Genomic DNA, 24,623 nt, shown 5'->3' with positions numbered 1-24,623 from the left:
CCATGTTCGCCCGTCGCTTCAACCGTATCGCCGCCTGGCTGGTCGCACTGTTACTGCTAGCGACCGCCTGGATGCTGGCCGAGCGTTACCTGAATGACGGCGCGCCGATGGGTCTACCATTGGTCCTGCCGGAGGACTGCGACCTGAATGCCGGTCCGTGCACGGCCGAACTGGCCAGGGGGGGCACGATCACGCTCGACATCAGCCCGCGGCCCGTGCCCATGCTGCGCGAACTGGAGCTGCGCCTGATGCTGGATGAACCGGCACGGGCGGCACTCGGGACACCCGATACGCTGGAACTCGATCTGGCGGGCGTGGAGATGTTCATGGGGTATCAGCGCCCGGCGCTGGAGCATGCCGGCGAAGGGCGGTACCACGGCACGACCACCCTGCCGGTCTGCGTGACCGAATCCATGACCTGGGCCGCCACGGCCATGCCCTCTGGCGCGCCGGACGAGGCCTTTGCACAATTCCGTTTTGTCACGGCCCGCGATCACTGATGAGTCCGTTATGAACCGTCTCCCCGTCAGCAGCCTCATCTGGGCCTTTGCCGTGGTCGCCGCCGGTGCGCTACTCGTGTACGTCACCCTGGTTCCGGGCGAACCGCCGCAGCGCGATTTCGCGGCCCACGCACAATTGCCGGTCGCGGACGAGGTGCAGGGCGGCCCCATCGAACTGCCGGTGGCCACCCATGCGAAGCGCTTCGACCTGGACGACTACGCGGGCCAGTACGTGTGGCTGTACTTCGGCTATACCAGCTGCCCGGACGCCTGCCCGACCAGCCTCGGCTGGATCGGCGGGGCGTTGAACCGCTTGCCGGAAGAGTGGCAGGGCGAGGTGAATGGCGTGCTGATCAGCGTGGACCCGAAGCGCGATACCGAGGACCGCCTGGCGGACTATGTGGGTCACTTTCATGCCGGGATTCATGGGGCCACCGGATCCGAGGACGACCTGAGGCCGATAGCCGAACGCTACGGGGTCTTCTACGAACGCCGCGCAACGGAGTCGGCCATGGGCGATGTGATCGACCACAGCTCATCCACCTATCTGATCGGGCCCGATGGCGAGCTGCTGGAGATTCACCCTCACGGGACCAGCGCCGCCGAGCTGGTCGGGGCCCTGCTGGAACATGCCGGGCGGCGGGAAAGCGCAGACTGACGGGGCCTCTGGGCGGCCGCGCTCAGGACTGTGATGCCAATCACGTTCATTTTCGGGAACGGATGGAACTCAAGGCAACGAACGCTTTCTTACGTTACAAGCGCTCTAGCCCAGCGCGAGCCCGCTTCTCTCCCTGAGCGGGCAGGCCTCGCTCCCCCCTGTCGAGGCCGAATCTTGCCCCGGTCCTCCCCAAGGCCGGGGCATTTTTTTGTCTAGGGTTCATGGTTCGCGCCCAAGGGAGGGCCACGGTCAGTCTTCGACCGGCTGGAGCCACTCGGTCAGCAGGCCGCGCAGGTCGTCGACCCCCTGATTTTTCAATGAAGAAAAGGTCTGCAGGGTCGCCTCGATCCCCAACCCTTCCAGCTCGCGCTGGGTCGCGTGCAATTGCTTGTCGGCCGCCTGCCGCGAGAGCTTGTCGGCCTTGGTCAGCAGGCAGTGCAACTGGCAGCGCTCCAGCGGCACCCACTCCAGCAGCTGACGGTCGAGCTCGGTCAGGGGACGACGGATGTCCATGATCAGCACCAGCCCAGCCAGGCACTCGCGCGACTGCAGGTAATCCCCCAGCAGCCGGTCCCAGTGCTGGCGCTGGCCGGCGGACACCTTCGCGTAGCCATAGCCGGGCAGGTCCACCAGCCGCCATGCCGCGTCCGGCGGCAGGGCGAACAGGTTGATCTCCTGGGTGCGCCCGGGCGTGCGGCCCACCCGGGCCAGCGCCTTGCGCCCGCACAGGGCGTTCAGGGCACTGGATTTGCCCGCATTCGAGCGCCCGGCGAAGGCAATCTCGATGCCGTCATCGGGCGGCAGTTGCTCGACTTGGGCAACGCCCTTGATAAAGGCGGTCTCGCGGAAACGGGGCTCCATGGGGCAGGGCGTCCTTGGGAAACACTGGTTAATGTACACGCTCGCTGCTTCGTCGCTCTTGCGAGCGAACACGGCGCAGTGACGGCCGTGCAGTCATTCTGCACAAGGGATCCGAAACGCCGCGCGCACGCCCGTTTTCATCAACAACGGGCGGGTAGAACCAACACCCGCTGCACGGCGCGCCTTGGCTCGGAAAACCTGGCGCACCCGCGCGAGTGCGTACATTGACCAGCGTTTCCCTTGGCCGAGTACCGGACTCGGTTTATTTTTGAGCGCAATTTAGCATTGTGCTATAAACTGCGCCCCTTATGTTGATCGCCCTGCCAAGGGGCACAAGGAACGCGGGTCCGACCCGGCACGCATTTACATGCAGGAGAATCTTCGATCATGAACCACAAGCTTTCCGCTCTCTTTGCTGCCCTGTCCGTCTCCCTGCTGCTCCCGCTGTCGGCAGCTCAGGCGGGCGATCCCCAGCGCGGCCAGGAAATCTCCCAGTCCTGCGCGGCCTGCCACCAGGCGGACGGCAACTCGACCAACCCGGAGTGGCCGAAGCTCGCGGGCCAGCACCCGAAGTACACCGTCAAGCAGCTGCGTGACTTCCAGGAAGGCGAGACCCGCTCCGACTCCCTGATGGCGGGCGAAGTGGCCGACCTGGACGAACAGGACATGCGTGACCTGGCGGCCTACTTCGCCGAGCAGTCCATCACCACCGAAACCGCCGACGAAGACGTCGTCGAGCGCGGCGAGCGCATCTACCGTGGCGGCATCCCGTCCCAGAACGTCGCCGCCTGTATCGCGTGCCACGGCCCGAACGGCCAGGGCAACCCGGAGGCCATGTTCCCGAAGGTGGCAGGCCAGCACGCCACCTACAGCGCAAACCAGCTGCGCAAGTTCCGTGACGGCGAGCGCGCGAACGACGCCGGTCGTATGATGCGCAACGTGGTTCAGCGCATGTCCGACGAAGACATCGAGGCCGTGTCGCAGTACATGGCCGGGCTGTCGTCCGACTGATCGTGCCGGAGCGCCGTGCAGTCCGGGCGGCGAACCTCCCAGGGAAGGGGCGGCCATGGGCCGCCCCTTTTTTGCTGTCCAGGGTGTACAAAATTTGCCGCCGCCGGGAATGGTGCAGGGGTTCCGCGCGTCAGACAGGGCGGATCACAGAGACTAGCCAGCCTTGATAACAGGGTTTGCACGGAACTTCCATGCAGTTTGTCTAGGAAATTGAACCCCGGCAGGGGTACTTCGCATAGTCGCGAAGGTCAACGCAGGTTTCAGTATGTCGAATAACGAACAGGTGGCGGGGCCTGCCCCCGCGGCCGGTGCCCGCAGCAAGCCCGCCCGCGCCCCGCGGCGCAGCCGCATCCTGGTCGAGTTCATGGGTTCCATGAGCCTGGCGATCACCTTGTTGGTGGCGCTGGCCATTGCCTCCGTGATCGGCACGGTGCTCGTCCAGAACCAGCCCTATACCGACTACCTGATCGACTACGGTCCCTTCTGGCACGAGATCTTCGCCGGCATGGGGCTTTATCAGGTCTATTCCGCCACCTGGTTCCTGCTGATCGTCACCTTCCTGGTGGTCTCCACCTCGTTCTGCGTCTACCGCCAGAGCCCGGGCATCCTGAAGGACCTGCGGCGCTACAACCTGCAGGTGAAGGAAAAGTCCCTGCGCTCATTCCACTCGAGCGCGACCGGGGAGCTGAACCAGTCGCAACAAGAATTCATTGATCATGCCCGGCGCGTGCTGAAGGCCCAGGGCTTCAAGGCACGCGAGAAGGAGTCGGAAGGCCAGACGGTGATCGCGGCCATGAAGGGCCGCTGGAACCGCCTCGGCTATCTTCTGACCCACGTTGGCATCGTGGTGATCTGCGTCGGTGCGCTGGCAGACGGCTCGACGCTGCTCAAGGCCAAAGAATGGCTGGGCATCATCGAGATCGAGACCCGGGGCGTCCCGGTCTCCGAGGTGCCGCGATCGGCCTGGGTGCCGGTCTCCAACCCCTCGTTCCGCGGCATGGTCGAGATCCCGGAGGGTTCTTCCGCGGACGTGGTGTTCCTGCCGATGCGTGAGGGCTATTTCGTCCAGCAGCTGCCGTTTCGTATCGAGCTGGAAGAGTTCCGCATCGAGCGCTTCTCGACCGGCACGGAAAGCTCCTACGAGTCGGATCTCGTGATCCATGACCCGAACCGCGACGAGCCGCTGCGGCATACCATCTCGGTCAACCACCCGCTGATCTACAACGGGTACGCGATCTACCAGGCCAGCTTCGCCGATGGCGGCACCCGCCTCGATATCGAGGCGATCCCGCTCGGCGGCGAGGCACTACGCTCGCTGGAAGTCCCCGGGCGCGTATTCCAGGAACAGGAAATCCCGACCCCGCAGGGCGACACCCGCACCATCGAGTTCATCGACTTCAGAGACGAGAACGTGGTGCCGCTGCTGAACGAGGAAGGCCAGCGCGAGAACCGTCGGCTCGGCCCGAGCTTCGATTTCCGACTGATGGACCGCACCGGGCACGGGCTCTACTACCGCAACTACATGCGCCCGGCACTGCAGGAAGGGGCGATGTACTTCCTCAGTGGCGTACGCGAGAGCCCGGGTGACGAGTTCCACTATCTGTTCCTGCCGGCGGATGCCGATGACTCGCTGGACCGTTTCCGCACCTATCTGGCGATGCTGCACAACGCCGAGGTGCGCAACACCATCGCGCGCGAAGTCGCGGCCGACGATCCCTCCGGCACCGCGATCGCCCAGACGACCTCGGAGCTGATGCGCCTGTTCGCCGAGGGCGGATACGGCGCGGTGCACGCGGAGATTGACCGCCGCGTGCCGGAGGAACAGCGCGAACAGGTCGGCCAGCTCCTGATGCGGGTGCTGCACGCCGGGCTACAGGGCCTGTACATGGAGGTCCTGGAAGACGAGGGTGTGGTCTCGATCCAGGAGGAGGAGCAGCGCTGGCTGGAAGATGCAGTCTCCGCGATCAACGCGATCAGCCTCTACGAGTCGCCGTTCTACTTCCACCTGAGCGACTTCGAACACCGCGAGGCCTCCGGTCTGCAGATTGCGCGCGCTCCGGGGCAAAGTACGGTGTACACCGGCAGCGTGATGCTGATCATCGGGATTTTCCTGATGTTTTATGTGTCGTATCAGCGTCTGTGGATCATCGCCCGACGCCGTGAAGACGGCCGCGGGACTCAGGTGACCATGGCCGGCACCAGTAACCGGCACAAGGTGGAATTCGAGAACCGTTTCGCGCATCTTAAGCGTTGGATCATCGATCAGAAGCCGACCAACGGCTCGGACGATGGCCAGAAGTGAATCAACTAATAAGAACGACTAACCGGTAGCAGTCGGAGGAGCGATCCATGTCAGTACCCCATGAGGCCCTGGATTTTGAACGGCCCAGTATCTTCCGGCGCATCCAGCTGCGCGACTGGGCCTATTTCGCCCTGGTGCTCGCCGTTGCCGTAATCGCGCACTGGCAATACGGCCACCTGATGGATCGCTATGACACCGGCGGGCTGATCCTCGCCGCCGGCACGAGCGCCTGGCTCGGCTGGTTCTGGCGACCCTGGCAGCTCTTTTCGATCATCGTCGCCGCGCTCTCGCTGTTCGGGGTCTGGTTGTACGGTGACGATCTGGCCCGGGGCAGCACCAACTTCTGGCTGAACTACATCGGCTCCGGCCAGGCCGGGGTCATGTGGATGAGCGTCATGCTCTACATGGCCACCGCGACCTACATCCTCGGCCTGTTCACCAAATCCGACTTCCCGTCCCGCCTCGGGGCGGCGCTCGCCTGGATCGGCTCGGGCGCCGGGATGATGGCGCTAATGGTCCGCTGGCGCGAGATCTACCTGACCGATCCCAGCTGGGGCTACATCCCGGTGTCCAACCTCTACGAGGTGTTCATCCTGCTGGCGGTGATGACCACGCTGATGTACCTGTACTACGAACAGCGCAGCGGCCAGCGCACCATGGGTGCCTTCGTGATGCTGGTGATCGCCGCCTCGGTAACCTTCCTGTTGTGGTACATGTGGGATCGCCAGGCGCACGAGATCGAACCGCTGGTGCCCGCCCTCAACTCGTGGTGGATGAAGATCCACGTACCGGCCAATTTTGTCGGTTACGGCGGTTTCGCGATTGCATCGATGCTGGGTGTGGCCTACCTGATCAAGCACCGCTTCGAGCGCACCCGCCCGGATGCCGCGATCACCCATCGGCTGCCCAGCAAGGATGCGCTGGACAGCGTGATGTACAAGTCCATCGCGATCGGTTTCGCCTTCTTCACCATCGCCACCGTACTGGGCGCGATGTGGGCGGCCGAGGCCTGGGGCGGCTACTGGACCTGGGATCCGAAGGAGACCTGGAGCCTGATCCTGTGGCTGACCTATGCGTCCTGGCTGCATATGCGCTTCACCAAGGGCTGGCGCGGTCCGGTCATGGCCTGGTGGGCCATCATCGGTCTGTTCGTCACCACCTTCACCTTCCTGGGCGTGAACATGTTCCTGTCCGGGCTGCATTCCTACGGAGAGCTGTAAATGAGGCGTCGTGATTTCTTGGGTGCCATGGGCGGTGCCGGGCTGCTGCTGGCAACCGGCACCAGCCTGGCCCGAGAATACCGGGACGGACAGAACTTCCGGACCATCCAGCCGCCCATTGATACCGGGCTGGAAGACGGGAGGATCCAGGTGGTCGAGGTCTTCTGGTATGGCTGCCCGCACTGCTACTCGTTCGAGCCCTACGTGCAGGAGTGGCAGAAAGGGCTGGCCGACGATGTCGAGTTCGTCTATCTGCCCGCACCGATGAACGATGTCTGGGCCCTGCATGCGCGCGTCTTCTACACCGCGCAGAAGCTGGAGGTCCTGGACGAGGTCCACCAGGCGTTCTATGACGCCATCCATGACCAGGGCCGCGAGCTGCGCTCGGAAAGCGCCATCCTGCGCTTTATCAATCAGCGCGGTCTGGATGCCGACGAGTTCCGCGAAGTGATGCGCTCCGAAGAAATCCGCCGCAAGGTCACAGAGGCCGGCCAGGACGTCCAGGAGTACGGCGTCGAGGGCGTGCCCACCCTGGTCATCGATGGGGAGGCCGTGGTCTCGGCCAGCATGACGCGCAGCCACGAAGAGATGCTCGACGTCGCCGATTTCCTGATCGAACGGGCCCGGGGCTGATCCCGCCCGTGCCCAGGTTCCAGCCGACCGGGTGGCGTAACGCGTGAGCACAACCGTCACCACGGCCCAGCGACTGGTCGAATGCCTGGAACAGGAACAGGTCGAGCGCGTGTTCGGCCTGCCGGGCGAAGAGAACATGGCCGTTCTCGACGCCCTGGCCGACTCCCCGATCGAGTTCATCACCACGCGCCACGAGCAGGGCGCGGCCTTCATGGCCGACGTCCATGGCCGCCTGTCCGGCCGTGCCGGGGTGTGCCTGGCGACGCTTGGCCCGGGGGCGACCAACCTGATCACCGGTGTGGCCGATGCCAACATGGATCACGCCCCGCTGGTCGCAATCGCGGGCCAGGCCAGTACCCACCGGCTGCACAAGGAGTCGCACCAGGTACTTGACCTGAAGGGTCTGTTCCAGCCGATCACCAAGTACAGCTCCAGCGTGGTCGAGCCCGAAATCCTGCCGGAGATCGTCCGCAAGGCCTTCAAGTGGGCCGAGGGTGGCAAGCCCGGCGCCAGCTTCATCGAGCTGCCGGAGAACGTGGCGGCCCTGCCGTGCCCCAACCCCCCGCTTCCGGTCCATGCCGGGCCCGAGGCGGTGCCGGCCGAGGCCTCGCTGGAGGCCGCGGCGAAGCTGCTTAACGAGGCCAAGCATCCGCTGATCCTGGCCGGCAACGGCGTGATCCGCTCGGGGGCCAGCGGTGCCCTTTCCCAGCTCGCCTCCGCGCTGAATATCCCGGTGGCCAACACCTTCATGGCCAAGGGCGTGCTGCCGTTCCGCCACCCGCTGGCGCTGGGCTCGGTCGGCCTGCAAAGCCAGGATTTCGTGAATTTCGGCTTTCACAAGGCCGACGTTATCGTCTGCATCGGGTATGACCTGGTCGAATATCCACCCAAGCTCTGGCACCCGACCGGCGACCGCACGCTGATCCACATCGACTCTGCCCCGGCCGAGGTCGATGGCCACTACAACGTCTCGTCCGAGGTGATCGGCGATCTGAACACCTGCCTCGCCCGCCTCACGGATCTCGTGGACCCGCGCGAGGAGACTATCCTGCGCCCGCTGCGCCAGAGTCTGATCGACGACATGAACGAGCATCGCGAGGACACCCAGTTCCCGCTGAAGCCGCAGAAGCTGATCTGGGACCTGCGCACCGCGGCCGAGCTCGACGCCGTGGTCATTACGGACGTCGGGGCGCACAAGCTCTGGATGGCACGCATGTTCCGCTGCGAGCTCCCCAACACCTGCCTGATCTCGAACGGCTTTGCCAGCATGGGCATTGCCCTGCCAGGGGCGATCGCGGCGGCGGCGCTCTACCCGGAACGCCAGGTGATCGCGGTTACCGGCGATGCCGGCTTCCTGATGAATGTGCAGGAACTGGAAACAGCCGTGCGTCTGAACCAGAGCTTTGTCGTGCTGATCTGGAACGACAACGCCTACGGCCTGATCGAGTGGAAGCAGGTCCGCGAATACGGGCGCAAGGCCTTTGTCGATTTCGGCAACCCCGATTTTGTCCAGCTGGCGCACTCGTTTGGCGCCAGCGGCGTGCGCATCGGCCCGGACGACAGCCTGGAGGCCGCCCTGCGCGAGGCCCTCGCCACCCCCGGTGTCACCATCATCGACTGCCCGGTCGACTACAGCGAAAACCTGAAGCTGACGGAACGTTTGGGCGAGTTGGTCTGTCCATTTTAGGGAGTATCCAGGCGGGCCTTCCGCCATTCTCTGGGGAACCAAGCAGTATGACGGCCGACGGCAAGCATGCCGAACCCGTTCGCGCACAGCCGGCCTCGCCGGAAGTCCGCGGACTGACCTATCAGCACGACCAGGGGGCGCAGCGCCTGCGCCTGTTGAGCTTCAATGCCCAAGTGGGCATCCCCTCGTCGCGCCTGCACCACTATCTGACCAACTCCTGGAAGCACGTCCTGCCTTACAAGGGGCGGATCGGCAACCTGGACCGCGTCGCGCGCTTCATCTCCGATTTCGACATCGTCGGCGTCCAGGAGCTGGACGGGGGCAGCCTGCGCTCGAACTTTGTCGACCTGGCCTCCTATCTGTCGGAAAAGGCCCGCTTCCCGCATACCTATAATCGAATCAATCGTAACCTCGGCCAGTTTGCCAAGCACTCGCTGGCCCTGTTTTCACGGCTGGAGCCGGAGCGGGTCGAAATGCACCGCCTGCCCGGACCGCTGCCAGGGCGCGGGGCGATCGAGGCTCGTTACGCGATGGAAAATGGCGAGGAACTGGTGCTGTTCCTGCTGCACCTTGCACTCGGCCGGCGCGCCCGCCAGGCCCAGCTGGACTACGTCGCCGAGCGCATCCAGTCGGAACGCCACGCCGTGGTGATGGGGGATCTCAACTGCCAGCAGGACAGCCTGGAGATCCGTCGTCTGGTCGCCCGTACCGGGCTGCTGGAACCGATGAGCTGCCCGGCCACCTATCCCTCCTGGGATCCGCGCCTCGTGTTCGACCATATCCTGCTGACGCCGGACCTGCATGTCAGCGACATGCGTGTGTACAACGTGGCCCTGTCCGACCACCTCCCGGTCGGTATCGAGATCGAGCTTCCGGCCGCCCAGTCGCTGCACGGGACCCGCCACACCGCCTGATCCCCACTGGTGGCGTCCGCGTCGCGGACGCGGTTAAATGATCCCGGCACACCCACACTCCACAGCCCTTCCGGGAGCCCCATGTCCGCCAGCGAGATGCGCAGGACCATCATCGACCTCGAACGCCGACTGGAGCGCGAGCAGGTCCAGCAGGATGCACTGAGGCGGGTGGCCCTGCGGGCACTGGCGGTGGTCGGTGCCCGCGTGCCGGCACTGGATGGCGCGGTTCAGGGCCTGTCCCGCGCGGTAGAGGCCTGCCCGCCCGACTCTGCCTGGATGGATCGGCTGGGTGCGCAGCTGGCCGACGCGGTTCGCAGCTCCGATCATCACGAGGACCTGGCCAGCGCTGTGCTCGAGGTCGTGCGCCGCGGACTGAACGGGTTCGATTTCCTGGATCCCGGCCTGGATGACCTGCATCGCGCCACGGAGCGGCGCGACCGCTCGGAGATCGAGCGAACGCTTTCCCGGCTCTTCCTCGTCCTGCATGACAAGTGCGAGCGCGCCATGCACGAGCGCGACGAATTGTCGGACGTCGTGGGCGAAATCTGGCATCGCCTGGAAGATGTCGACTCGGCCCTGTCGGAAGACGAGAAACGCAGCGAACGGGCACGCGACTCGGTTGCGTCCCTGCACGCCGGCATCTCGGACAACGTCCAGGCCATGAAGGGCCGCATGGACGACCTGGAGGACATCGGCACCCTGCGCCAGGAGATCAGCCGGGGCCTGGACCGCGTGGTCGAACACGTGGCGGCCTTTCGCAACCAGCAGGAAAGCGATCTGCTCGAGGCCCTGGAGCGCAACCGCCTGCTGCGGGCGAAGGGCCGTACGCTGGAGTCGCAGATCAATGCCCTGCGCAAGCGGCTGGATCAGGCGCGGGCGGAGGCCTACCGCGACAGCCTGACCGGGCTGCCCAACCGCACCGCCTTCGAGCGCTACCTTGATGGCCTGCGGGAGGAACTGGGGGCGGAGCAACCGGCCTGTCTGCTGGTCTGGGATATCGACCGCTTCAAGGCGATCAACGACGAGTACGGTCACAGTGCCGGCGACAAGGTGCTGAAGGCCGTCGCGGAGATCCTGGCCGAAGGTGTACACAGCGAGGACTTCGTTGCGCGCTACGGGGGCGAGGAATTCGTGATGATCCTCACCGCTGACCCGGATACCTGTCAGCGCCGTGCCGATTCGATCCGCGAGGCCGTCGATCGGCTGATCGTACGGGCCGGAAAGACACGGCTGCGCGTGACCATCTCGGCGGGTATGTGCCCGATCGTAGCTGGGCAGTCCACCGAGGCCATCTTCGACGCCGCGGATCACGCCCTGCTACAGGCGAAGAAGCTGGGGCGCGATCGCGTGGAGCGGGCCGACCGCGAGCCTCACCCGTCCTGATCGCCCGGGAAAATTTCTCTGATAGGAGAAGGCCACTGTGACTGCCGAGTCATCCCCTCAGCTGATCTTTGGCGAGGTCCTGTTCGATGCCTTTCCCGATGGAGAGCGTGTGCTGGGCGGGGCGCCATTCAATGTCGCCTGGAACCTGCATCAGCTCGGGGAGCCGGTCTGTTTCGTCGGCGGCATTGGCAACGACCGGGCGGGTGCCGAGGTGCAGGCCCGCATGGATGCGATCGGCATGGATACCCGCGGGCTGTACCGGCACCCCGAGGCCCCGACCGGCGAGGTCCGTGTCGAACTCGCCCACGGCGAACCCAGCTACACCATCGTGCCGGACCAGGCCTACGACGACGTACCCGCCGCCTGGGCCGATGAACTGCCCGCCTCGACGCCTCTGCTCTACCACGGCACCCTGGCCCTGCGCCGGGGGAATCACGACCTGCTGGCACGCCTGCGCGAACGCGCCGGGCACCGCTTCGTGGACGTGAACCTGCGCGACCCCTGGTATACCCGGGACACGACGCTGGACCTGATACGGAACGCCGACGTGGTGAAGCTGAACCAGGACGAGCTGGCCACCCTGGTCCCCGGGACGGCGGACGACGAGGCGAAGTCCACCCTGCTGGAGCAGGCGGGCATCCGTCAGGCCCTGGTCGTCACCGCCGGGGCCGACGGGGCGATCATCCAGACCGTAGGGGGGGAACGCGTTGCGGCCCCGGCCCCGTCGGTACCCGAGCTTCGCGATGCGGTCGGGGCCGGCGATGCCTTTGCCAGTGTCGTCCTGCTTGGCATGCGGCAGGGCTGGGACTGGCGGACCATCCTCGAACGCGCGCTGGCCTTCGCGGCAGCCGTCTGCACCCTGCAGGGCGCCACCAGCGACGACCCCGACTTTTACCGGGACGCCCGCATCCACTGGGATTGAGCGCGGACAGGCCTGGCCACCTCGTCCGAGATGGCCGTTGGCCGAACCGCCAGCTTACGGGCGCCAGCCGAACTCGTCGGCCTTCTGGCGGGCCAGCGCCGGGATGTCGGTGGCGACGAACTTCTCGTGCAGCACCTGCACCCCGATCATGTGGTTGATCACCGCGTCCAGCTGGACCTGGGTGGCCGCCGGGGTGTTCTCGTCCTCGTGGATCTCGAACACGCGCCGCACGCCCTCCGGGTCCAGCAGGCCCGCCTCGGCCACCTTCTCCGGCGACAGATAGCGATCGGCCAGGGCCTTCATCGCCGCCCACTTGACCGGGTCCGTGTGCGCGGGCGGGGCCATGAACGCGAATTTCTCACGCTCGTAGAGCACCTTGGGCAGCAGGCCCTTCATCGATTCGCGCAGCACATACTTCTCGGTGCGACCCTTGATGCGCATGGTCGGCGGCAGGTGGGCGCAGAATTCGGCCAGGTGGTGGTCGAGAAACGGCGGGCGCGCCTCCATGGAGTTGGCCATGTCCATGCGATCACCACCCCAGGTCAGGATCTGCCCCTCCAGCATGGTCTTGATCCAGACGTACTGGGCCTTGTCCAGCGGGTGGCGGCCATCCAGCATGTCGTCGTCCAGGGCGTTGGCGATCGCACGGCCGGGCTGATAGCCCTGCATGCGCTCGCGGCGCTCCGGCGCCAGCAGGCCGGGCACGTGCGCGGCGGCCGCCAGCCAGGGCTGCAGACAGGACGGGGTAAAGCCCATCATCTTCGTAAACTCGGGGTCGTCGACCTCGTCCTCGGCCAGCATCGCACCCGAGAACAGCTCGTTGGACTCGTTGAGCATCTGCTGCCAGGCGGCGCGGTCGGCCTCCGGCAGGGTGTCAAGGCCGTGCAGGAACATGTCACGGCGGAAGGCCGGGTAGCCGCCGAACAGCTCGTCCGAGCCCTCGCCGGTGACCACTACCTTGTAGCCCGCCTCGTTCACGTGGCGGCTCATCAGCAGCTTGGCCACCCCCAGCGTGTTGTAGATGGTGCGCTCGGCGTGCCACAGGGCCTCTTCGAAGTTGTCGTAGAGGTGGTCGGCGTCCAGCTTCAGGATGTCCTGGTCGGCACCGACACTCTCGGCCATCTCGCGGGCAATCGCGGTCTCGTCGTAGTCGTCGTTGTCGAAGCCGATGGTGAAGGCCTTGACCGGCGACTGCTGACTGGCCGAGGCCAGGCCCAGGGTGATGCAGGAGTCGATGCCGCCGGAGAGGTAGCAGGCCACCGGCACGTCGGCCTCCAGGCGCAGCTGGACGGCCTCCATCAGCTGTTCGCGTACACCCTCGATCCAGTAGTTTTCGTCGGTGTTCTCCTCCGGCGGGCGCTCGGAGGCCAGCGGGAAGTCCATGTCCCAGTATTTCTCCTGGCGCACCTTCAGTTTGCCGTGAGCGCGCTCGACGATGACCATGTGGCCGGGTTTGACCTGCTGGATGCCCTCGAACGCGGTGGTCCCCGGGACCATGGTCTGCATCAGCTGGTGGTACAGGCCGTCATCGGCAAACTGGCGCGGGACGTCGGGGTTGGCGAACAGTACCTTCAACTCGGAGCCGAACACGAAGCTGCCATTGGCCTCGGTGAAGTAAAGCGGCTTGATGCCGAATCGGTCGCGGATCAGGACCAGGCGGTCACGCTTGCGGTCATACAGCGAGATCGCGAACTCCCCGCGGAAATGCTTGATCGCATCCTCCAGCCCCTCACGCTGGTACAGGTGCATGACCATCTCGGAGTCGCTCTTGGTGCGGAACTGCACCCCGCGCGAGGTCAGATCGGTACGGATGCGCTTGTAGTCGTACAGCTCGCCGTTGACCGCGGTCATGATCTCGCCATCGGTCAGGCAGAACGGCTGGCGGCCGCGGTTCTCGTCCAGATCGATGATCGACAGCCGAGCATGCGAAAACCCCACCCCGCGATCATCCTGCGTCTTGTAGCCGAAGCCGTCCGGGCCGCGGTGATACTGGATCGCGGCCATGTTGACCAGGGTCTGAGGGTCCACCTTCCGGTTGGGGTCGGCGTGAAAGATTCCGGCGATGCCACACATGGCATGTCTCCTTGGTTCGATTCCGTGGGGGCGAGCGGGGCGCGCTTTACGGCGCGCCACGCCGCTCGCGGTTCAAGTTCAACGTTGGCTCAGTCTTCCGGGGTATCCATGACCGCACTGATCCGGCGGACCACCGTGGTCAACAGCGCCATGCGCACGAACACAGCCCCGCGGGCCTGGGCGAAGTACCAATTGTGCGGGGTGTCGTCGAGGTCCGTGGACAGCTCGTCACCGCGTGCCAGCGGGTGCAGGATGACCGCGCCCTTCTTGAGCGGGGAGTTGCGATCCAGCTTCAGGCCCTCGCCCATGGATTCGAACGTGTCCCCCACCCAGGCAATGGCGTTGATATAGACGACGTCCAGTTCCGGCAGCAGCGGGTCCAGTTCGTGCACCACGCGAAGGCTCAGGCCAGCCTCTTCCAGCTCCTCGCGCTGGCCCGGGTCAAAATTCTCGTCCTCGCGGGAGATGATTACGACCTCCTCGATGGCCTCGGGGAACAGGCTCAGCAGGCGCAGCAGCGAACGCACCGTGCGCATGCGCGAGGGCACCCCGATGATGCCGACCTTGATGCGATCCTCCGGCGCCACCGGGCCGGTGAACAGCTGCGGTCGCCACTTGGCCAGGGTGTAGACGTCGGCCAGGGCCTGGGTCGGATGCTCGTCGATTCCGTTGCCGGCGTTGACCAGGGGGATGCGCAGGTTCTCCAGCATGTTGTGCGCCGCCTCGCCGTCGGAGGAGCGCAGCACCAGCACGTCGCCGTAGTTGTTGAACATCTCGGCGATGTCCGCCAGCGATTCGCCCTTGGCAATCCCGGTGCTCTTGGGGTCGGTGATCGACATCACCGCCCCGCCAAGCCGGTGCCAGGCGCTCTCGAACGACAGCCGCGTTCGGGTCGAAGGCTCGTAGAACGCGCTGATCAGGATCTTGCCGGCCAGCGGCAGGTGCATCAGCGCCGGGGTGGTCTCGTACTGCGCCGCCAGACGGAACAACTGCAGCAGTTCGGCGCGCGAGAACTGCTGACTGGAGACCACATGCGCGGCCGCGAGCTTCAGCAGCGGGTCCGGGTCTTCCTCCACCGCCTCGAGGAGCGCCTTCGGCCGGTCGGTACCGGCGGCGCCGTCTTTCGGGTGGAGCACGTGCAGGGGATCTTCGGTGTAGTTCACCAGAGGCATCCTTTTTTCCAGTCGCGAATGAACAGGGCCAGCAGCAGGATCGGGGTCAGGGTGGCGACCAGCGTGGCCACCACGACGATCACGGACAAGGCGGTAGACGAGATCATCATGCGCTCCGGACCTCCTCGGCCTTGGCGTCGCGGGACAGGCGATCCCAGTCAAACGGCCGCGGCGCCAGCCAGGTACTCAGTACCATCACGGCCAGGGAGACGGCCGCGCCCACCAGTGCCGCGACATAGAAGCCGATCAGGAAATAGCTGGCCAGCCCAATGCCCGATCCCAGTATCATCGACCAGGCCGCGCCCTGAGGGTTCGCCCGCCGCCAGTACAGCCCGGCGACGATCGGCCAGATCGCCGAGGCCACGAAGGCCCCGGTAAAGTACAGCAGTTCGGCCAGCGATCCGATGATCGGCAGCTCGCCGCGATAGCTCGCGGCCAGCCAGGTCAGCAGCCCCAGCAGCACCACGATCACCTTGGTCGCGCGGAACTGGTTCTGCTCGCTGGCCTGCGGACGGATATGGCCGCGGTAGATATCACGGGTGACCAGGTCCGAGGTGGCCGCCAGCAGCGAGTCGAGGCTTGAGGCCAGTGCGGCGAAGACGACGATGAAGACCACGATTGCGCCGGTCAGCCCAAGCACCTCGGCCGCGACCAGCGGCCCGACCATGTCCGCCGCGGGCACATTGATGCCCAGTGCCGGCGTAGCGAGGGCGATGAATCCGGCCACGATCGGGATCGGCAGCCACAGCAGCCCGCCCAGCAGGTAGGCGCGGAAGCCCACGTTGCGGCCGAAGGCGAACGCACGCGACCACCAGACGTTGGAGTGGAAGATCTCGCCCACCCCGAACAGCAGGTTGTTGAACAGGAACATGATCGCGGCCGGGAACAGCAGGCTCAGCAGTTCCGGGCGCTCTTCCATCAGGTTGAAGTGGATCGCCTCGAAGCCGACCTTGTCGATGGTCAGCCAGGCAATGAACGCCGCGCCCGCGATGATGATGATGGTCTGGATGAAGTCGGTCCCGATGACCGCGCGCAAACCGCCCAGCAGGGTGTAGATCACGCAGACCGTGAGGATCACGGTCATCCCCACGCGGTAGTCGATCCCGGCCAGGGCGTTGATCAGTACCCCGCCAGCCATGGCCATCGAGACCAGCCAGCCGAAGGCGTAGATCAGCGAGACCAGCAGGAAGACCCGCCAGGTAAAAGTGCCGAAGCGCAGCCGGATAAAGTCCCCGGAGGTGAAACCGCGCGGCATCAGCTCGCGGATCCGTCGCGCCAGCGGCGCGAACAGGATCAGGCCCAGCGCCCCCAGCGAATACCCGAGCATGCCCCAGACACCCAACTGCAGCGCCAGCTGCGGGGCGGTCATCGTGGTGTTGGCCGTCACCCAGGTGGCCATCGCAGTCGCGGTGGCCAACGCCAGCCCCACGTTGCGCCCGGCCAGCATGTGGTCCTCGGCGGTCTTGTTGTGACGACCCAGCCACCAGCCGAGCACCACCCAGAGGATGCTGAACGCGATCAGCAGCCCCCAGGCGATCGAACTCGGGAGGATCGGGTCGTCGAGGCCGGTCACGAGGCCTCCTTCACCTTCTTGATCTCGCGGATCGCCTCGTCGGTGGTCATCACGCGGGCGTAGCGATCCTTGATGGTGGTGATCGTCGCCTTCTGCATCTCCGGGGTCACCGTCGCGGTGGCGTCGTCCATCAGCGTGACATAGAAGCCGAGGTCACAGGCATCGCGCACGGCCGTGGACACGCACTCGTTGGAGTACACACCCACAATGAACAGCGCCGAGATGTTCAGGTTGCGCAGGATGTAGTGCAGATTGGTCGAGTTGAAGACCCCGCTGGCGGTCTTGTCCAGCACGATTTCGTCGCCCACCGGTGCCACCTGCTCGACGAACTCCGCGTCCTTGGAGCCGGGCGCGGCGTGCAGACCGAGGCGCTTGTGGCCCGGGCTGCGGTCGCGGCCGTCGTGGGTCAACGATCGGATACGCGTGTGGATGACCTCCAGCCCCTGCTCGCGAAACGCATCCTGCAACCGGCGCACGTTCGGCAGCACCGTCTGCTCCAGACGGTTGAAGTAGTACTCCTGCGCCTCGGGCGGCACGCCGGACTGCACCGAGTCGGCGAACACGCCGTGACCGCGCGCGGCGTCCAGATACTGCAGGTCGATGCACAGCAGGGCGACGTGATGCTCGCGCAGCTCCTGACGCAGGACCGGCGTCGTGATCAGGCTCTCCTGGTACTGCTCGCGCAGCGGGTCCAGGGAGTCGTAGTCGGTGAGCTGGGAGACGTTGTCGTTATTGGCCATGCCGGGCGGTCCTTGGGTCGCGGTGATCGGGGATGCTCACGAACGGGCGGCCAGGGCCAAGGCGCTTTGCAGCGTCAGGTTGGCGCCAGTCTCGATGTCCTCCCAGTTTGTCCATTCCGCTGCGGAATGGCTACGCCCCTGCAGGCTCGGCACGAAGATCATGCCGGTCCGCGTGATCGCGCTCATGCTCTGGGTGTCGTGCGCGGCCCCGCTGGGCATGGTCAGGTACTCCAGACCCATGCGTTCGGCGGTCGCCTCGATGGTCTGCACGATGCCCGTATCGCAGCGCACGGGATCGATCTCGGAGAGCACGTCGAACTCGAACATCAGGTCGCGCCGTCGCGCCAGGCTCGACAGGGTCCGGCGGGCCGCATGGGCCAGCGCGGTCAGGACCTTCTCGTCGGTGTCGCGCACCTCGAACGAGAAGGTCGCCATGCCGGGCACGGTATTCGCCGCGCCCGGCGAGAGCTCCACGCGTCCGATGGTCGCGCGCGAGTTCGGGCTGCCGTGCTCCTCCAGCAGGCGATTGATCTCGCCGCCGAACTCGGCCAGCCCCTGAAAGGCGTCGATGCGCATATCCATCGGCGTGGTGCCCGCATGGTTCGGCTGCCCCTTCAGGCGCACCTCCCACTTGAACAACCCGGTGATGGCCTCGACCACACCCACGCTCAGCCCGCGGCGATCCAGTACCGGGCCCTGTTCGATATGGGTCTCGATGAAGGCATGCAGGGTGTGCGGGTCGCGCCGCGCGCTCAGGGCGTCGTCGGCATTCAGGCCCCAGTTGGCCATCGCCTCGACCAGGGTGATGCCCTCCAGATCCCGGGCATGGCTGATGCTCTCCGGGGTCAGCTTGCCGGCCATCGCCTGCGAGCCGAACATGCCGCCGAACCGGCCCTCCTCGTCGGTGAAGTCGATCACCTCCAGCGGATACTGCAGGTCGACCTCCTGTTCCTTGGCCGTGCGCAGGACCTCCAGCCCGATCAGGACGCCCAGGGCACCATCCAGCGGGCCGCCGCCGGGGACGGTATCGAGATGTGAGCCCATCGCGACCACCGGGCGCTTGCCGTCGTAGTCCAGTCGACCATGCAGGTTGGCGGCGCCATCCTGCCAGACGTCGAGGCCCGCGGCCTCCAGGCGGCCACGAAACCACTCGCGCCCGGCGCGATCCCCCTCGCTGAACGCGCGGCGGTGCAGGCCACGGTCGGCGTCGCGTCCAATCTGCCCCAGCTCGGTGATGTCCTGCTGCAGGCGCTGCATGTTGATCTTGAGTTCGTGCATCGTGTTCTCCGGTGGGGCCACCGGCCCCGGTCGCGGTGCACGCGGATCGACGGGGCGGGGCGAGTGAATTCAGTCGCGCGGGCGGCCGCGCAGGATGGCGACGATCAGGACCAGAAAGACGACGCCCCCCAGCGCGAAAAAGCCGAACGCACGGGCCAGGCTGTGGTGCGCCACCTCGACCCGGGCCTCGTCGGCCCAGTCGTCCGCGCCATCGGCCCGCAGGCGAAAGCGATATTCGCCGTCCGGGAGACCGCTGATCACGCTGCTGGTGTCACCGCCGCGGTAGATCACGCGAGCGTCGTCGAAATCCGGACCGCTCGCCTGTTCGAGTTCGACGGGCCCCTCGGCGTTCCATTCGAGGGTTAGACCACCATCACGGGAGTCCGCAGGCGGGTCGTCAAAACGAGGCTCGGCCAGTGCAACCAGCGGCAGCAGCAGAAGCAGCAGGCTCGCGGGCAGGAGGGAGCGCATGGCGCGTTTCCTGACGGCCACGCCGATCAGGTTTTCACCTCGAACGGCTGCAGACCGGCACGCGGCTCGGTGGTGTTCATCGCATCGACCAGCAGGGTCAGCCCCTGATCCAGCTCGGCCAGGCGCTCGGGCGGGAGGGCGTGCAACGCACGGTTCAACTCGCCCTGGGGGGCCGCCGGGGCGTCGGACAGGAGCGCCTCCCCCTTGGGCGTGACATACAGGCGCACGATGCGCTGGTCCTTCTCTGGACGGCGGCGCTCGACCAGCCCGCTGTATTCCAGCTTGTCCAGCAGGTTCGAGGTGGTCGAGGCATGCACCGACAGCCGACGCGAGAGGTCGCTGACATTCAGCCCGGGCGTACGCTGCAGCTCCCACAAGGCCCACAACTGCGAGGCACTGATCCCACAGGCGCGCTCCACTGCCCGCGAGTGCCCTTGCAGGGCGCGGATGATCACGCGCAGCTGACGGATCACGGAACGCGGCAGATCCGGTTCCCCTTCCGTTGCGGGGCGTTGAGGTTCGTTCTGGGCAGAAACAGCTGACATCACAGTCGGACTCAGTGTGGCGATTGCCATATAGTTTTGTACAAAAATACTATTAGCGCAAGTCTGGGCTACTCAGTCATTGGACAAGACCTGTACATGCGTCTATCTAGAGGAAGGGCCACGGAGAGGGTCCGTTTGGCCAGGTACGGCGATCTATTCCTTGCCGGCAATGCCAGAATGAGGACCGCACTCGCGGTCAGATCTTGGGAGCGACCACTACAGGGGACAGGGACAGGCAGGTCGGCATCGGAAGGGTTTGACCGAACCCGCACGGCCCACGAAAAGGGCCATCGATCAGAGGGGTGAAAATGCTGCGCACCAACCTTCTCGCGGCGGGACTGGGTCAGTTGTCTCCTCAGAATGCGTGACCTCCCTGACAGACCTTTTCGGGAGGAGTACAGCATGGACAAGTACACGTTGAACCGGCCCCGGGCGCTCGGGCTGTCCGGAGCCATCGTGCTCGCCTTGACCCTTGGCCCGCAGTCCGCGGCCGCAGAGTACGAAGGCATCCAGGTGGGGAATCTGACCATCGGTGGCGCGCTGAGGGCCAACTATATCCTGGGTGACTATCCCGACGGCGATCGACGCGAATGGGGCAAGGGTGGCGATTTCACTCTGGACACCGCCCGCATCAATCTCGATTACGAAAACGGGCCGTGGCTCGGCAAGTTCGAGTACCGCTGGTACGAGGGCTACAACATGCTGCATACCGGCTGGGCAGGCTATCGCTTCAACAACGAGAGCCAGCTGGAGGTCGGCGTGACCCGCGCGCCGTTCGGCCCGGGACCGTACGGTGTCTCCCAGAGCTGGTTTTTCGACCAGCATTACTATCTCGGCCTGTCGGACAACATGAACCTCGGTGCCAAATACACGATGCCGATGGGCGACTGGACTTGGGATTTTGCCTATTTCTATTCCGATGCCGGGTCCTACTCGGGTGACACCGAAGACAGCGCCCGCTACTCCTACGACGTCGTCAACGAGACCGGGGACGGCTTTGAGGAACGCAACCAGGTCAATATCCGCGGGATCTACAGCATCCCGGATACCAACCACGAGGTGGGCTTCTCGGCGCAGTACGGAGAGCTGCGCAGCCGCGGCCCTCAGGACGACGGGGACCACTACGCGGTGTCCGGCCACATGGTCAACAACTGGGGCAACTGGACACTGGCCAGCCAGCTGACCTACTACAAGATGGACGTGGACGAACACACGCTGCTTGATGGCAGCGTCACGGATCGCCGGATCGACATGGGCGCTTACGACTTCCCGAACACCGTGGCCACCGAGGGCTGGGTCCCGGCCGTCTCGCTCAGCTACTACCACGAGACCCCGAATATCGGCTGGCTGGACTACGTTATCCCCTATGCGGAATTCAGCTCAGTGGTAAAAAGCGAGAGCGACTTCAACAACAGCGACCTTCTGGTGCTGGGGGCCGCCTGGGGCCGAGGCAACTGGTACATCTATACGGATCTCGCCTACTCCAACGGCAACGAGTTCGTCGGTGGCAACCGTCGCGGCGACAATCCGTTCGGTGACCGTCTCGGTGCCAACGAAGATGACAACTGGGAAGCCCGCTTCAATATCAACTTCGGGTACTACTTCTGACGCAGCCCCCGGGAAACGGGGTCCATGCGGATGCCGTTCCCCGGGCCCACCAAAGCTAGAGACATTCACAAAGCCGGGACCACCCGCCGCCGTCAATGCATTGACCGGCTGAACTCGCCATCCCGGACCGGAGTTCCAAGGAGGAGACCGTGAGCGACAACGCACAAGACCCGAAACGGGAGATTGAGGAGCTCGAGGCCCGTTACGAGACCGATCACGAGATCGGGGAACAGAACATCAACCCGCTAGGGCTGGATCTACACAACCCGGTATTCGTCGTCAGCGCCCTGCTGATCCTCCTGTTCGTGATCCTGTCCCTGCTGTTCCCGGAACAGGCCGACGAGAGTCTGGGCGCCACGCGCGCCTGGATCGGCGAGACCTTTGACTGGTTGTTTCTGTCGGCCGGCAACCTGTTCGTGCTGTTCTGTCTGGCCCTGATCCTGCTGCCGGTGGGAGGCATCCGGATCGGCGGCCAGGATGCGAAGCCGGACTTCAGTGTGCTGTCGTGGTTTTCGATGCTGTTCGCCGCCGGCATGGGTATCGGCCTGATGTTCTGGGCCGTAGCCGAACCGGTAGGCTATTTTACCGAATGGTTCGGGACACCTTTGGGCATCGAGGGCGGCACCGAGGAATCGAAGCACGCCGCGCTCGGTGCAACGATGTACCACTGGGGACTGCACCCATGGGCGATCTATGCCGTGGTGGGTCTGGCGCTGGCGTTCTTTGCCTTCAACAAGGGCCTGCCGCTCACCATCCGCTCCGCGTTCTACCCGATCTTTGGCGAGCGGATCTGGGGCCCGGTCGGGCATGTGATCGACACCCTGGCCGTACTGGCCACGCTGTTCGGCCTGGCCACCTCCCTGGGTCTCGGGGCGCAGCAGGCGGCGTCTGGACTGGAGTCGGTGTTCGGCATCGAGGCCGGGCTGAACACCCAGGTGGCGATCATCATCGGCGTTACCGTCATTGCCCTGTTGTCGATCATGCGCGGCATCCATGGCGGGGTGCGCGTGCTCAGCAACATCAACCTGACACTGGCGGCCATCCTGCTGCTGTTCGTGGCCCTGTTCGGCGGCTTTATCGCCTTCCTCTCCAATACCGGCATTACACTCAGCGCCTACGCCCAGTACATGTGGCCGCTCAGCAACCCGGTGGGCCGTGACGACCAGACCTTCTACCACGAGTGGACGATCTTCTTCTGGGCCTGGTGGATCTCCTGGTCGCCGTTTGTCGGCATGTTCATCGCGCGGGTCTCGCGCGGGCGCACCGTTCGCCAGTTCGTGACCGCGGTGCTCTTGGTGCCGACGGCCGTGACCGTGATCTGGATGAGTGCCTTTGGCGGGACCGGCCTGGATCAGGCCCGCGACGGGGTCGGCGCACTGGCCGACGGCATCAGCGACTCCTCGCTGGCGCTGTTCCAGATGCTGGAGCACCTGCCGCTGACCACGATCACCTCGCTGCTGGCGATCACCCTGGTGCTGGTGTTCTTCATCACCTCGTCGGATTCCGGTTCGCTGGTGATCGACTCGATCACCTCCGGTGGCAAGACGGACGCCCCGCAGTCCCAGCGCCTGTTCTGGGCCACCGTCGAGGGCGTGATCGCCGGTGTGCTGCTGGCGGTGGGCGGCGCGGCCGCGCTGCAGGCCCTGCAAGCCGGGGCCGTCAGCACCGGACTGCCCTTCGTGATTGTGCTGCTGTTCATGTGCGTCAGCCTGATGATGGGGCTGTTCCACGAACTCAAGCTGATCCGACTGAAGGAGGCGACCGGATAGGCCGGCAGATCTCCACCCTTGAGGCCAGCACGGGGTCATGGGCCCCGTGCAATGCCGAGCCAGACTCTCTCGGTACTGGAGAAACAGGAAACCCCGCCGGGGCGTAGTCCGGCGGGGTTTTTTGTTCAGCCGTGTCCCGCTCTCCCGGGATCCAGGACACGGGCTGGAGCCACGATCTAGAAGTCGTAACGCATGCCAAGCGAAAAGGCCGTAGCGTTTTCGCCCATCGCGCCACCCGGGCCGGAACTGCGCGCCGCACCCCATGGGGTCAGAGCCGAGGCATCGTCATTGTCGACCATGGCAATGTTGCCGTAGAAGCGCAGGTCGCTGTCGATACGATATTCCAGGCCAAGGGCGTACATCGTGGCATCGGCATCGTCCAGGTCGGAATCCAGCTGGAAGACGTGGCCGTTCAGGTACATGCTCGGGCTCAGACGGAACTGGCCGCCCAGTCCGTACACGTCCGCCTCGTCACCATTGACCGTCTCGGAATTCTGGTAGAGGCCGCCGATGCGGAAGGCCTCTGTGATGCGGTAGCCAACAGCCAGGCGCCAGGCATCCGGATTCACGTCACCGTCTTCCTGCTTTTCGTAGGCCAGCGCGCCGGTCAGGTCGCCCAGGCTCAGGTTCAGCGAGGTCGAGTAGGCCTTGTTGTCAGCACCGTCCACCGTCGTGGCGCCATCGGTCTCGTTCGAATACTGGATGTTCCAGGTCAGGCCGCCAAAGCTCGGCGTCTGGTAGTGGATGCTGTTGTTGAAGCGCTCGTCGAAGCGACCCGTCTGGGCGGCGGAGCGCGCGAGATTACGCAGATCGCCAACCTGATCACCGAAAAAGTTGGCGGGACCACGAGCACGCTTGAAGGGGGTATCGAACTTGCCGACGCGCAACATGCCCCAAGCGTCGCCACGCAGCCCGACGAAGGTGTCGCGCGTGGCAAAGCTCAATTCATTGTCTGCCGCGGTGTCGAAGTCCACCTGCTGTTCGATCTGGAACATCCCGATCATTTGCTCGCGGAATTCGCGCTCGCCGCGGAAGCCCAGACGGCTGGAGTTACTCGAAACGTTGAATTCATTGTAGTCGGCGCCGTCATCGAGAACATCGGCGGAAACGTGGGCGCGTCCGTACAGAGTCCAGTCGGCCGTAGCCAGGGCCGGAACGACCAGACCAGCCGCAATCAGGCTGGTCAGCAAGTGCTTGCGATTCATGGGTTTCTCCCCTTTTGGCATGTGCAGGTTGGCGAGACGCAGCGGCGTCCCGACAGGGCGCAAGCATGGGGAGGGCGGGTGACGCGCCCATTACGAGG

The 24,623-nt window shown here is 65.2% G+C and carries 21 protein-coding genes and 1 pseudogene; 12 read left to right on the top strand and 10 right to left on the bottom strand.

What is annotated here, in order from left to right:
* Positions 1 to 2: 2 nt before the first annotated feature.
* Together F813_RS0103635 and F813_RS0103630 are read left to right on the top strand one after the other, a co-directional pair.
* A complete protein-coding gene (locus tag F813_RS0103635; protein WP_017925604.1) occupies positions 3 to 500 on the top strand; it encodes a hypothetical protein in 498 nt (165 codons plus the stop codon).
* A 10-nt stretch (positions 501 to 510) separates the two neighbouring features.
* Positions 511 to 1,158 (top strand): SCO family protein, encoded by a 648-nt coding sequence (locus F813_RS0103630; protein ID WP_017925603.1) that lies wholly within the window; start codon positions 511 to 513, stop codon positions 1,156 to 1,158.
* Positions 1,159 to 1,407: 249 nt separating this feature from the next.
* On the opposite strand, the gene yihA is transcribed toward F813_RS0103630, so the two are convergent.
* Positions 1,408 to 2,019, bottom strand: coding sequence for a ribosome biogenesis GTP-binding protein YihA/YsxC (yihA, locus tag F813_RS0103625; RefSeq protein ID WP_017925602.1), 612 nt, complete (start codon positions 2,017 to 2,019; stop codon positions 1,408 to 1,410).
* A gap of 387 nt (positions 2,020 to 2,406) precedes the next feature.
* Between yihA and F813_RS0103620 the strand changes: the two genes are divergently transcribed.
* The 8 genes and pseudogenes from F813_RS0103620 to F813_RS0103585 all read left to right on the top strand — a co-directional run bounded on the left by F813_RS0103620 (position 2,407) and on the right by F813_RS0103585 (position 12,091).
* A complete protein-coding gene (locus tag F813_RS0103620; protein WP_017925601.1) occupies positions 2,407 to 3,030 on the top strand; it encodes a cytochrome c in 624 nt (207 codons plus the stop codon).
* Between the two features lie 265 nt (positions 3,031 to 3,295).
* A pseudogene (locus F813_RS0103615) lies at positions 3,296 to 5,354 on the top strand (cytochrome c biogenesis protein ResB).
* 25 nt (positions 5,355 to 5,379) lie between these two features.
* Positions 5,380 to 6,552: a c-type cytochrome biogenesis protein CcsB gene (ccsB, locus tag F813_RS0103610; RefSeq protein WP_017925599.1), complete on the top strand. Its 1,173-nt coding sequence runs from the start codon at positions 5,380 to 5,382 to the stop codon at positions 6,550 to 6,552.
* Positions 6,553 to 7,185 carry a thiol:disulfide interchange protein DsbA/DsbL gene (locus tag F813_RS0103605; RefSeq protein ID WP_017925598.1) on the top strand — a complete coding sequence of 211 codons (633 nt, stop codon included), beginning with the start codon at positions 6,553 to 6,555 and terminating at the stop codon, positions 7,183 to 7,185.
* 43 nt (positions 7,186 to 7,228) lie between these two features.
* On the top strand, positions 7,229 to 8,872 hold the full coding sequence (locus F813_RS0103600) for an acetolactate synthase large subunit (RefSeq protein ID WP_017925597.1): 1,644 nt from the start codon (positions 7,229 to 7,231) through the stop codon (positions 8,870 to 8,872).
* A gap of 47 nt (positions 8,873 to 8,919) precedes the next feature.
* Positions 8,920 to 9,786, top strand: a complete 867-nt coding sequence (locus F813_RS0103595) for an endonuclease/exonuclease/phosphatase family protein (RefSeq protein ID WP_017925596.1) — start codon at positions 8,920 to 8,922, stop codon at positions 9,784 to 9,786.
* An 81-nt stretch (positions 9,787 to 9,867) separates the two neighbouring features.
* Complete coding sequence (locus F813_RS0103590; protein ID WP_017925595.1) at positions 9,868 to 11,169, top strand: GGDEF domain-containing protein; 1,302 nt, start codon at positions 9,868 to 9,870, stop codon at positions 11,167 to 11,169.
* 37 nt (positions 11,170 to 11,206) lie between these two features.
* On the top strand, positions 11,207 to 12,091 hold the full coding sequence (locus F813_RS0103585) for a carbohydrate kinase (protein ID WP_017925594.1): 885 nt from the start codon (positions 11,207 to 11,209) through the stop codon (positions 12,089 to 12,091).
* A 54-nt stretch (positions 12,092 to 12,145) separates the two neighbouring features.
* Here F813_RS0103585 and asnB read toward each other — a convergent pair whose 3' ends face one another.
* The 8 genes from asnB to F813_RS0103545 all read right to left on the bottom strand — a co-directional run bounded on the left by asnB (position 12,146) and on the right by F813_RS0103545 (position 19,943).
* The gene (asnB, locus tag F813_RS0103580; protein WP_017925593.1) at positions 12,146 to 14,164 is read right to left on the bottom strand and encodes an asparagine synthase (glutamine-hydrolyzing); all 2,019 of its coding nucleotides are present in this window, start codon (positions 14,162 to 14,164) and stop codon (positions 12,146 to 12,148) included.
* 89 nt (positions 14,165 to 14,253) lie between these two features.
* Positions 14,254 to 15,336 (bottom strand): aspartate carbamoyltransferase, encoded by a 1,083-nt coding sequence (locus F813_RS0103575; RefSeq protein WP_017925592.1) that lies wholly within the window; start codon positions 15,334 to 15,336, stop codon positions 14,254 to 14,256.
* Positions 15,324 to 15,446 (bottom strand): hypothetical protein, encoded by a 123-nt coding sequence (locus tag F813_RS14585; RefSeq protein ID WP_012981446.1) that lies wholly within the window; start codon positions 15,444 to 15,446, stop codon positions 15,324 to 15,326. Before F813_RS14585 ends, F813_RS0103575 begins: the two co-directional genes overlap by 13 nt.
* A complete protein-coding gene (locus F813_RS0103565; protein ID WP_017925590.1) occupies positions 15,443 to 16,909 on the bottom strand; it encodes a sodium:solute symporter family protein in 1,467 nt (488 codons plus the stop codon). Before F813_RS0103565 ends, F813_RS14585 begins: the two co-directional genes overlap by 4 nt.
* Positions 16,906 to 17,649, bottom strand: a complete 744-nt coding sequence (locus tag F813_RS0103560; protein ID WP_017925589.1) for a cysteine hydrolase family protein — start codon at positions 17,647 to 17,649, stop codon at positions 16,906 to 16,908. The genes F813_RS0103565 and F813_RS0103560 overlap by 4 nt, the downstream gene beginning before the upstream one ends.
* Before the next feature lie 36 nt (positions 17,650 to 17,685).
* Positions 17,686 to 18,927, bottom strand: coding sequence for a Zn-dependent hydrolase (locus F813_RS0103555; RefSeq protein WP_017925588.1), 1,242 nt, complete (start codon positions 18,925 to 18,927; stop codon positions 17,686 to 17,688).
* Between the two features lie 69 nt (positions 18,928 to 18,996).
* A complete protein-coding gene (locus F813_RS0103550; RefSeq protein ID WP_017925587.1) occupies positions 18,997 to 19,398 on the bottom strand; it encodes a hypothetical protein in 402 nt (133 codons plus the stop codon).
* A gap of 26 nt (positions 19,399 to 19,424) precedes the next feature.
* Entirely contained in the window at positions 19,425 to 19,943 is a 519-nt protein-coding gene (locus F813_RS0103545; RefSeq protein ID WP_038029692.1) for a MarR family winged helix-turn-helix transcriptional regulator, read from the bottom strand.
* A gap of 402 nt (positions 19,944 to 20,345) precedes the next feature.
* On the opposite strand from F813_RS0103545, the gene F813_RS0103540 reads away from it, so the two are divergent.
* Entirely contained in the window at positions 20,346 to 21,551 is a 1,206-nt protein-coding gene (locus F813_RS0103540) for a hypothetical protein (protein ID WP_017925585.1), read from the top strand.
* 149 nt (positions 21,552 to 21,700) lie between these two features.
* A complete protein-coding gene (locus tag F813_RS0103535; protein WP_017925584.1) occupies positions 21,701 to 23,320 on the top strand; it encodes a BCCT family transporter in 1,620 nt (539 codons plus the stop codon).
* Positions 23,321 to 23,496: 176 nt separating this feature from the next.
* Here the strand turns inward: F813_RS0103535 and F813_RS0103530 are convergent, their stop codons facing one another.
* Positions 23,497 to 24,525, bottom strand: a complete 1,029-nt coding sequence (locus F813_RS0103530; protein WP_017925583.1) for a porin — start codon at positions 24,523 to 24,525, stop codon at positions 23,497 to 23,499.
* Positions 24,526 to 24,623 lie beyond the last annotated feature (98 nt).

Source organism: Thioalkalivibrio sp. HL-Eb18 (genome assembly GCF_000364985.1).
Taxonomy (GTDB): Bacteria; Pseudomonadota; Gammaproteobacteria; order Ectothiorhodospirales; family Ectothiorhodospiraceae; genus Thioalkalivibrio.
Note: the sequence above shows the minus strand (reverse complement) of the source record. Positions and strands in the feature narration are given on the sequence as shown.

Coding starts and splice junctions, on each gene's coding strand:
- F813_RS0103635 (WP_017925604.1), top strand. CDS start 3: ATGTTCGCCCGTCGCTTCAACCGTATCGCCGCCTGGCTGGTCGCACTG.
- F813_RS0103630 (WP_017925603.1), top strand. CDS start 511: ATGAACCGTCTCCCCGTCAGCAGCCTCATCTGGGCCTTTGCCGTGGTC.
- yihA (WP_017925602.1), bottom strand. CDS start 2,019: ATGGAGCCCCGTTTCCGCGAGACCGCCTTTATCAAGGGCGTTGCCCAA.
- F813_RS0103620 (WP_017925601.1), top strand. CDS start 2,407: ATGAACCACAAGCTTTCCGCTCTCTTTGCTGCCCTGTCCGTCTCCCTG.
- ccsB (WP_017925599.1), top strand. CDS start 5,380: ATGTCAGTACCCCATGAGGCCCTGGATTTTGAACGGCCCAGTATCTTC.
- F813_RS0103605 (WP_017925598.1), top strand. CDS start 6,553: ATGAGGCGTCGTGATTTCTTGGGTGCCATGGGCGGTGCCGGGCTGCTG.
- F813_RS0103595 (WP_017925596.1), top strand. CDS start 8,920: ATGACGGCCGACGGCAAGCATGCCGAACCCGTTCGCGCACAGCCGGCC.
- F813_RS0103590 (WP_017925595.1), top strand. CDS start 9,868: ATGTCCGCCAGCGAGATGCGCAGGACCATCATCGACCTCGAACGCCGA.
- asnB (WP_017925593.1), bottom strand. CDS start 14,164: ATGTGTGGCATCGCCGGAATCTTTCACGCCGACCCCAACCGGAAGGTG.
- F813_RS0103575 (WP_017925592.1), bottom strand. CDS start 15,336: ATGCCTCTGGTGAACTACACCGAAGATCCCCTGCACGTGCTCCACCCG.
- F813_RS14585 (WP_012981446.1), bottom strand. CDS start 15,446: ATGATGATCTCGTCTACCGCCTTGTCCGTGATCGTCGTGGTGGCCACG.
- F813_RS0103560 (WP_017925589.1), bottom strand. CDS start 17,649: ATGGCCAATAACGACAACGTCTCCCAGCTCACCGACTACGACTCCCTG.
- F813_RS0103555 (WP_017925588.1), bottom strand. CDS start 18,927: ATGCACGAACTCAAGATCAACATGCAGCGCCTGCAGCAGGACATCACC.
- F813_RS0103550 (WP_017925587.1), bottom strand. CDS start 19,398: ATGCGCTCCCTCCTGCCCGCGAGCCTGCTGCTTCTGCTGCTGCCGCTG.
- F813_RS0103545 (WP_038029692.1), bottom strand. CDS start 19,943: ATGTCAGCTGTTTCTGCCCAGAACGAACCTCAACGCCCCGCAACGGAA.
- F813_RS0103540 (WP_017925585.1), top strand. CDS start 20,346: ATGGACAAGTACACGTTGAACCGGCCCCGGGCGCTCGGGCTGTCCGGA.
- F813_RS0103530 (WP_017925583.1), bottom strand. CDS start 24,525: ATGAATCGCAAGCACTTGCTGACCAGCCTGATTGCGGCTGGTCTGGTC.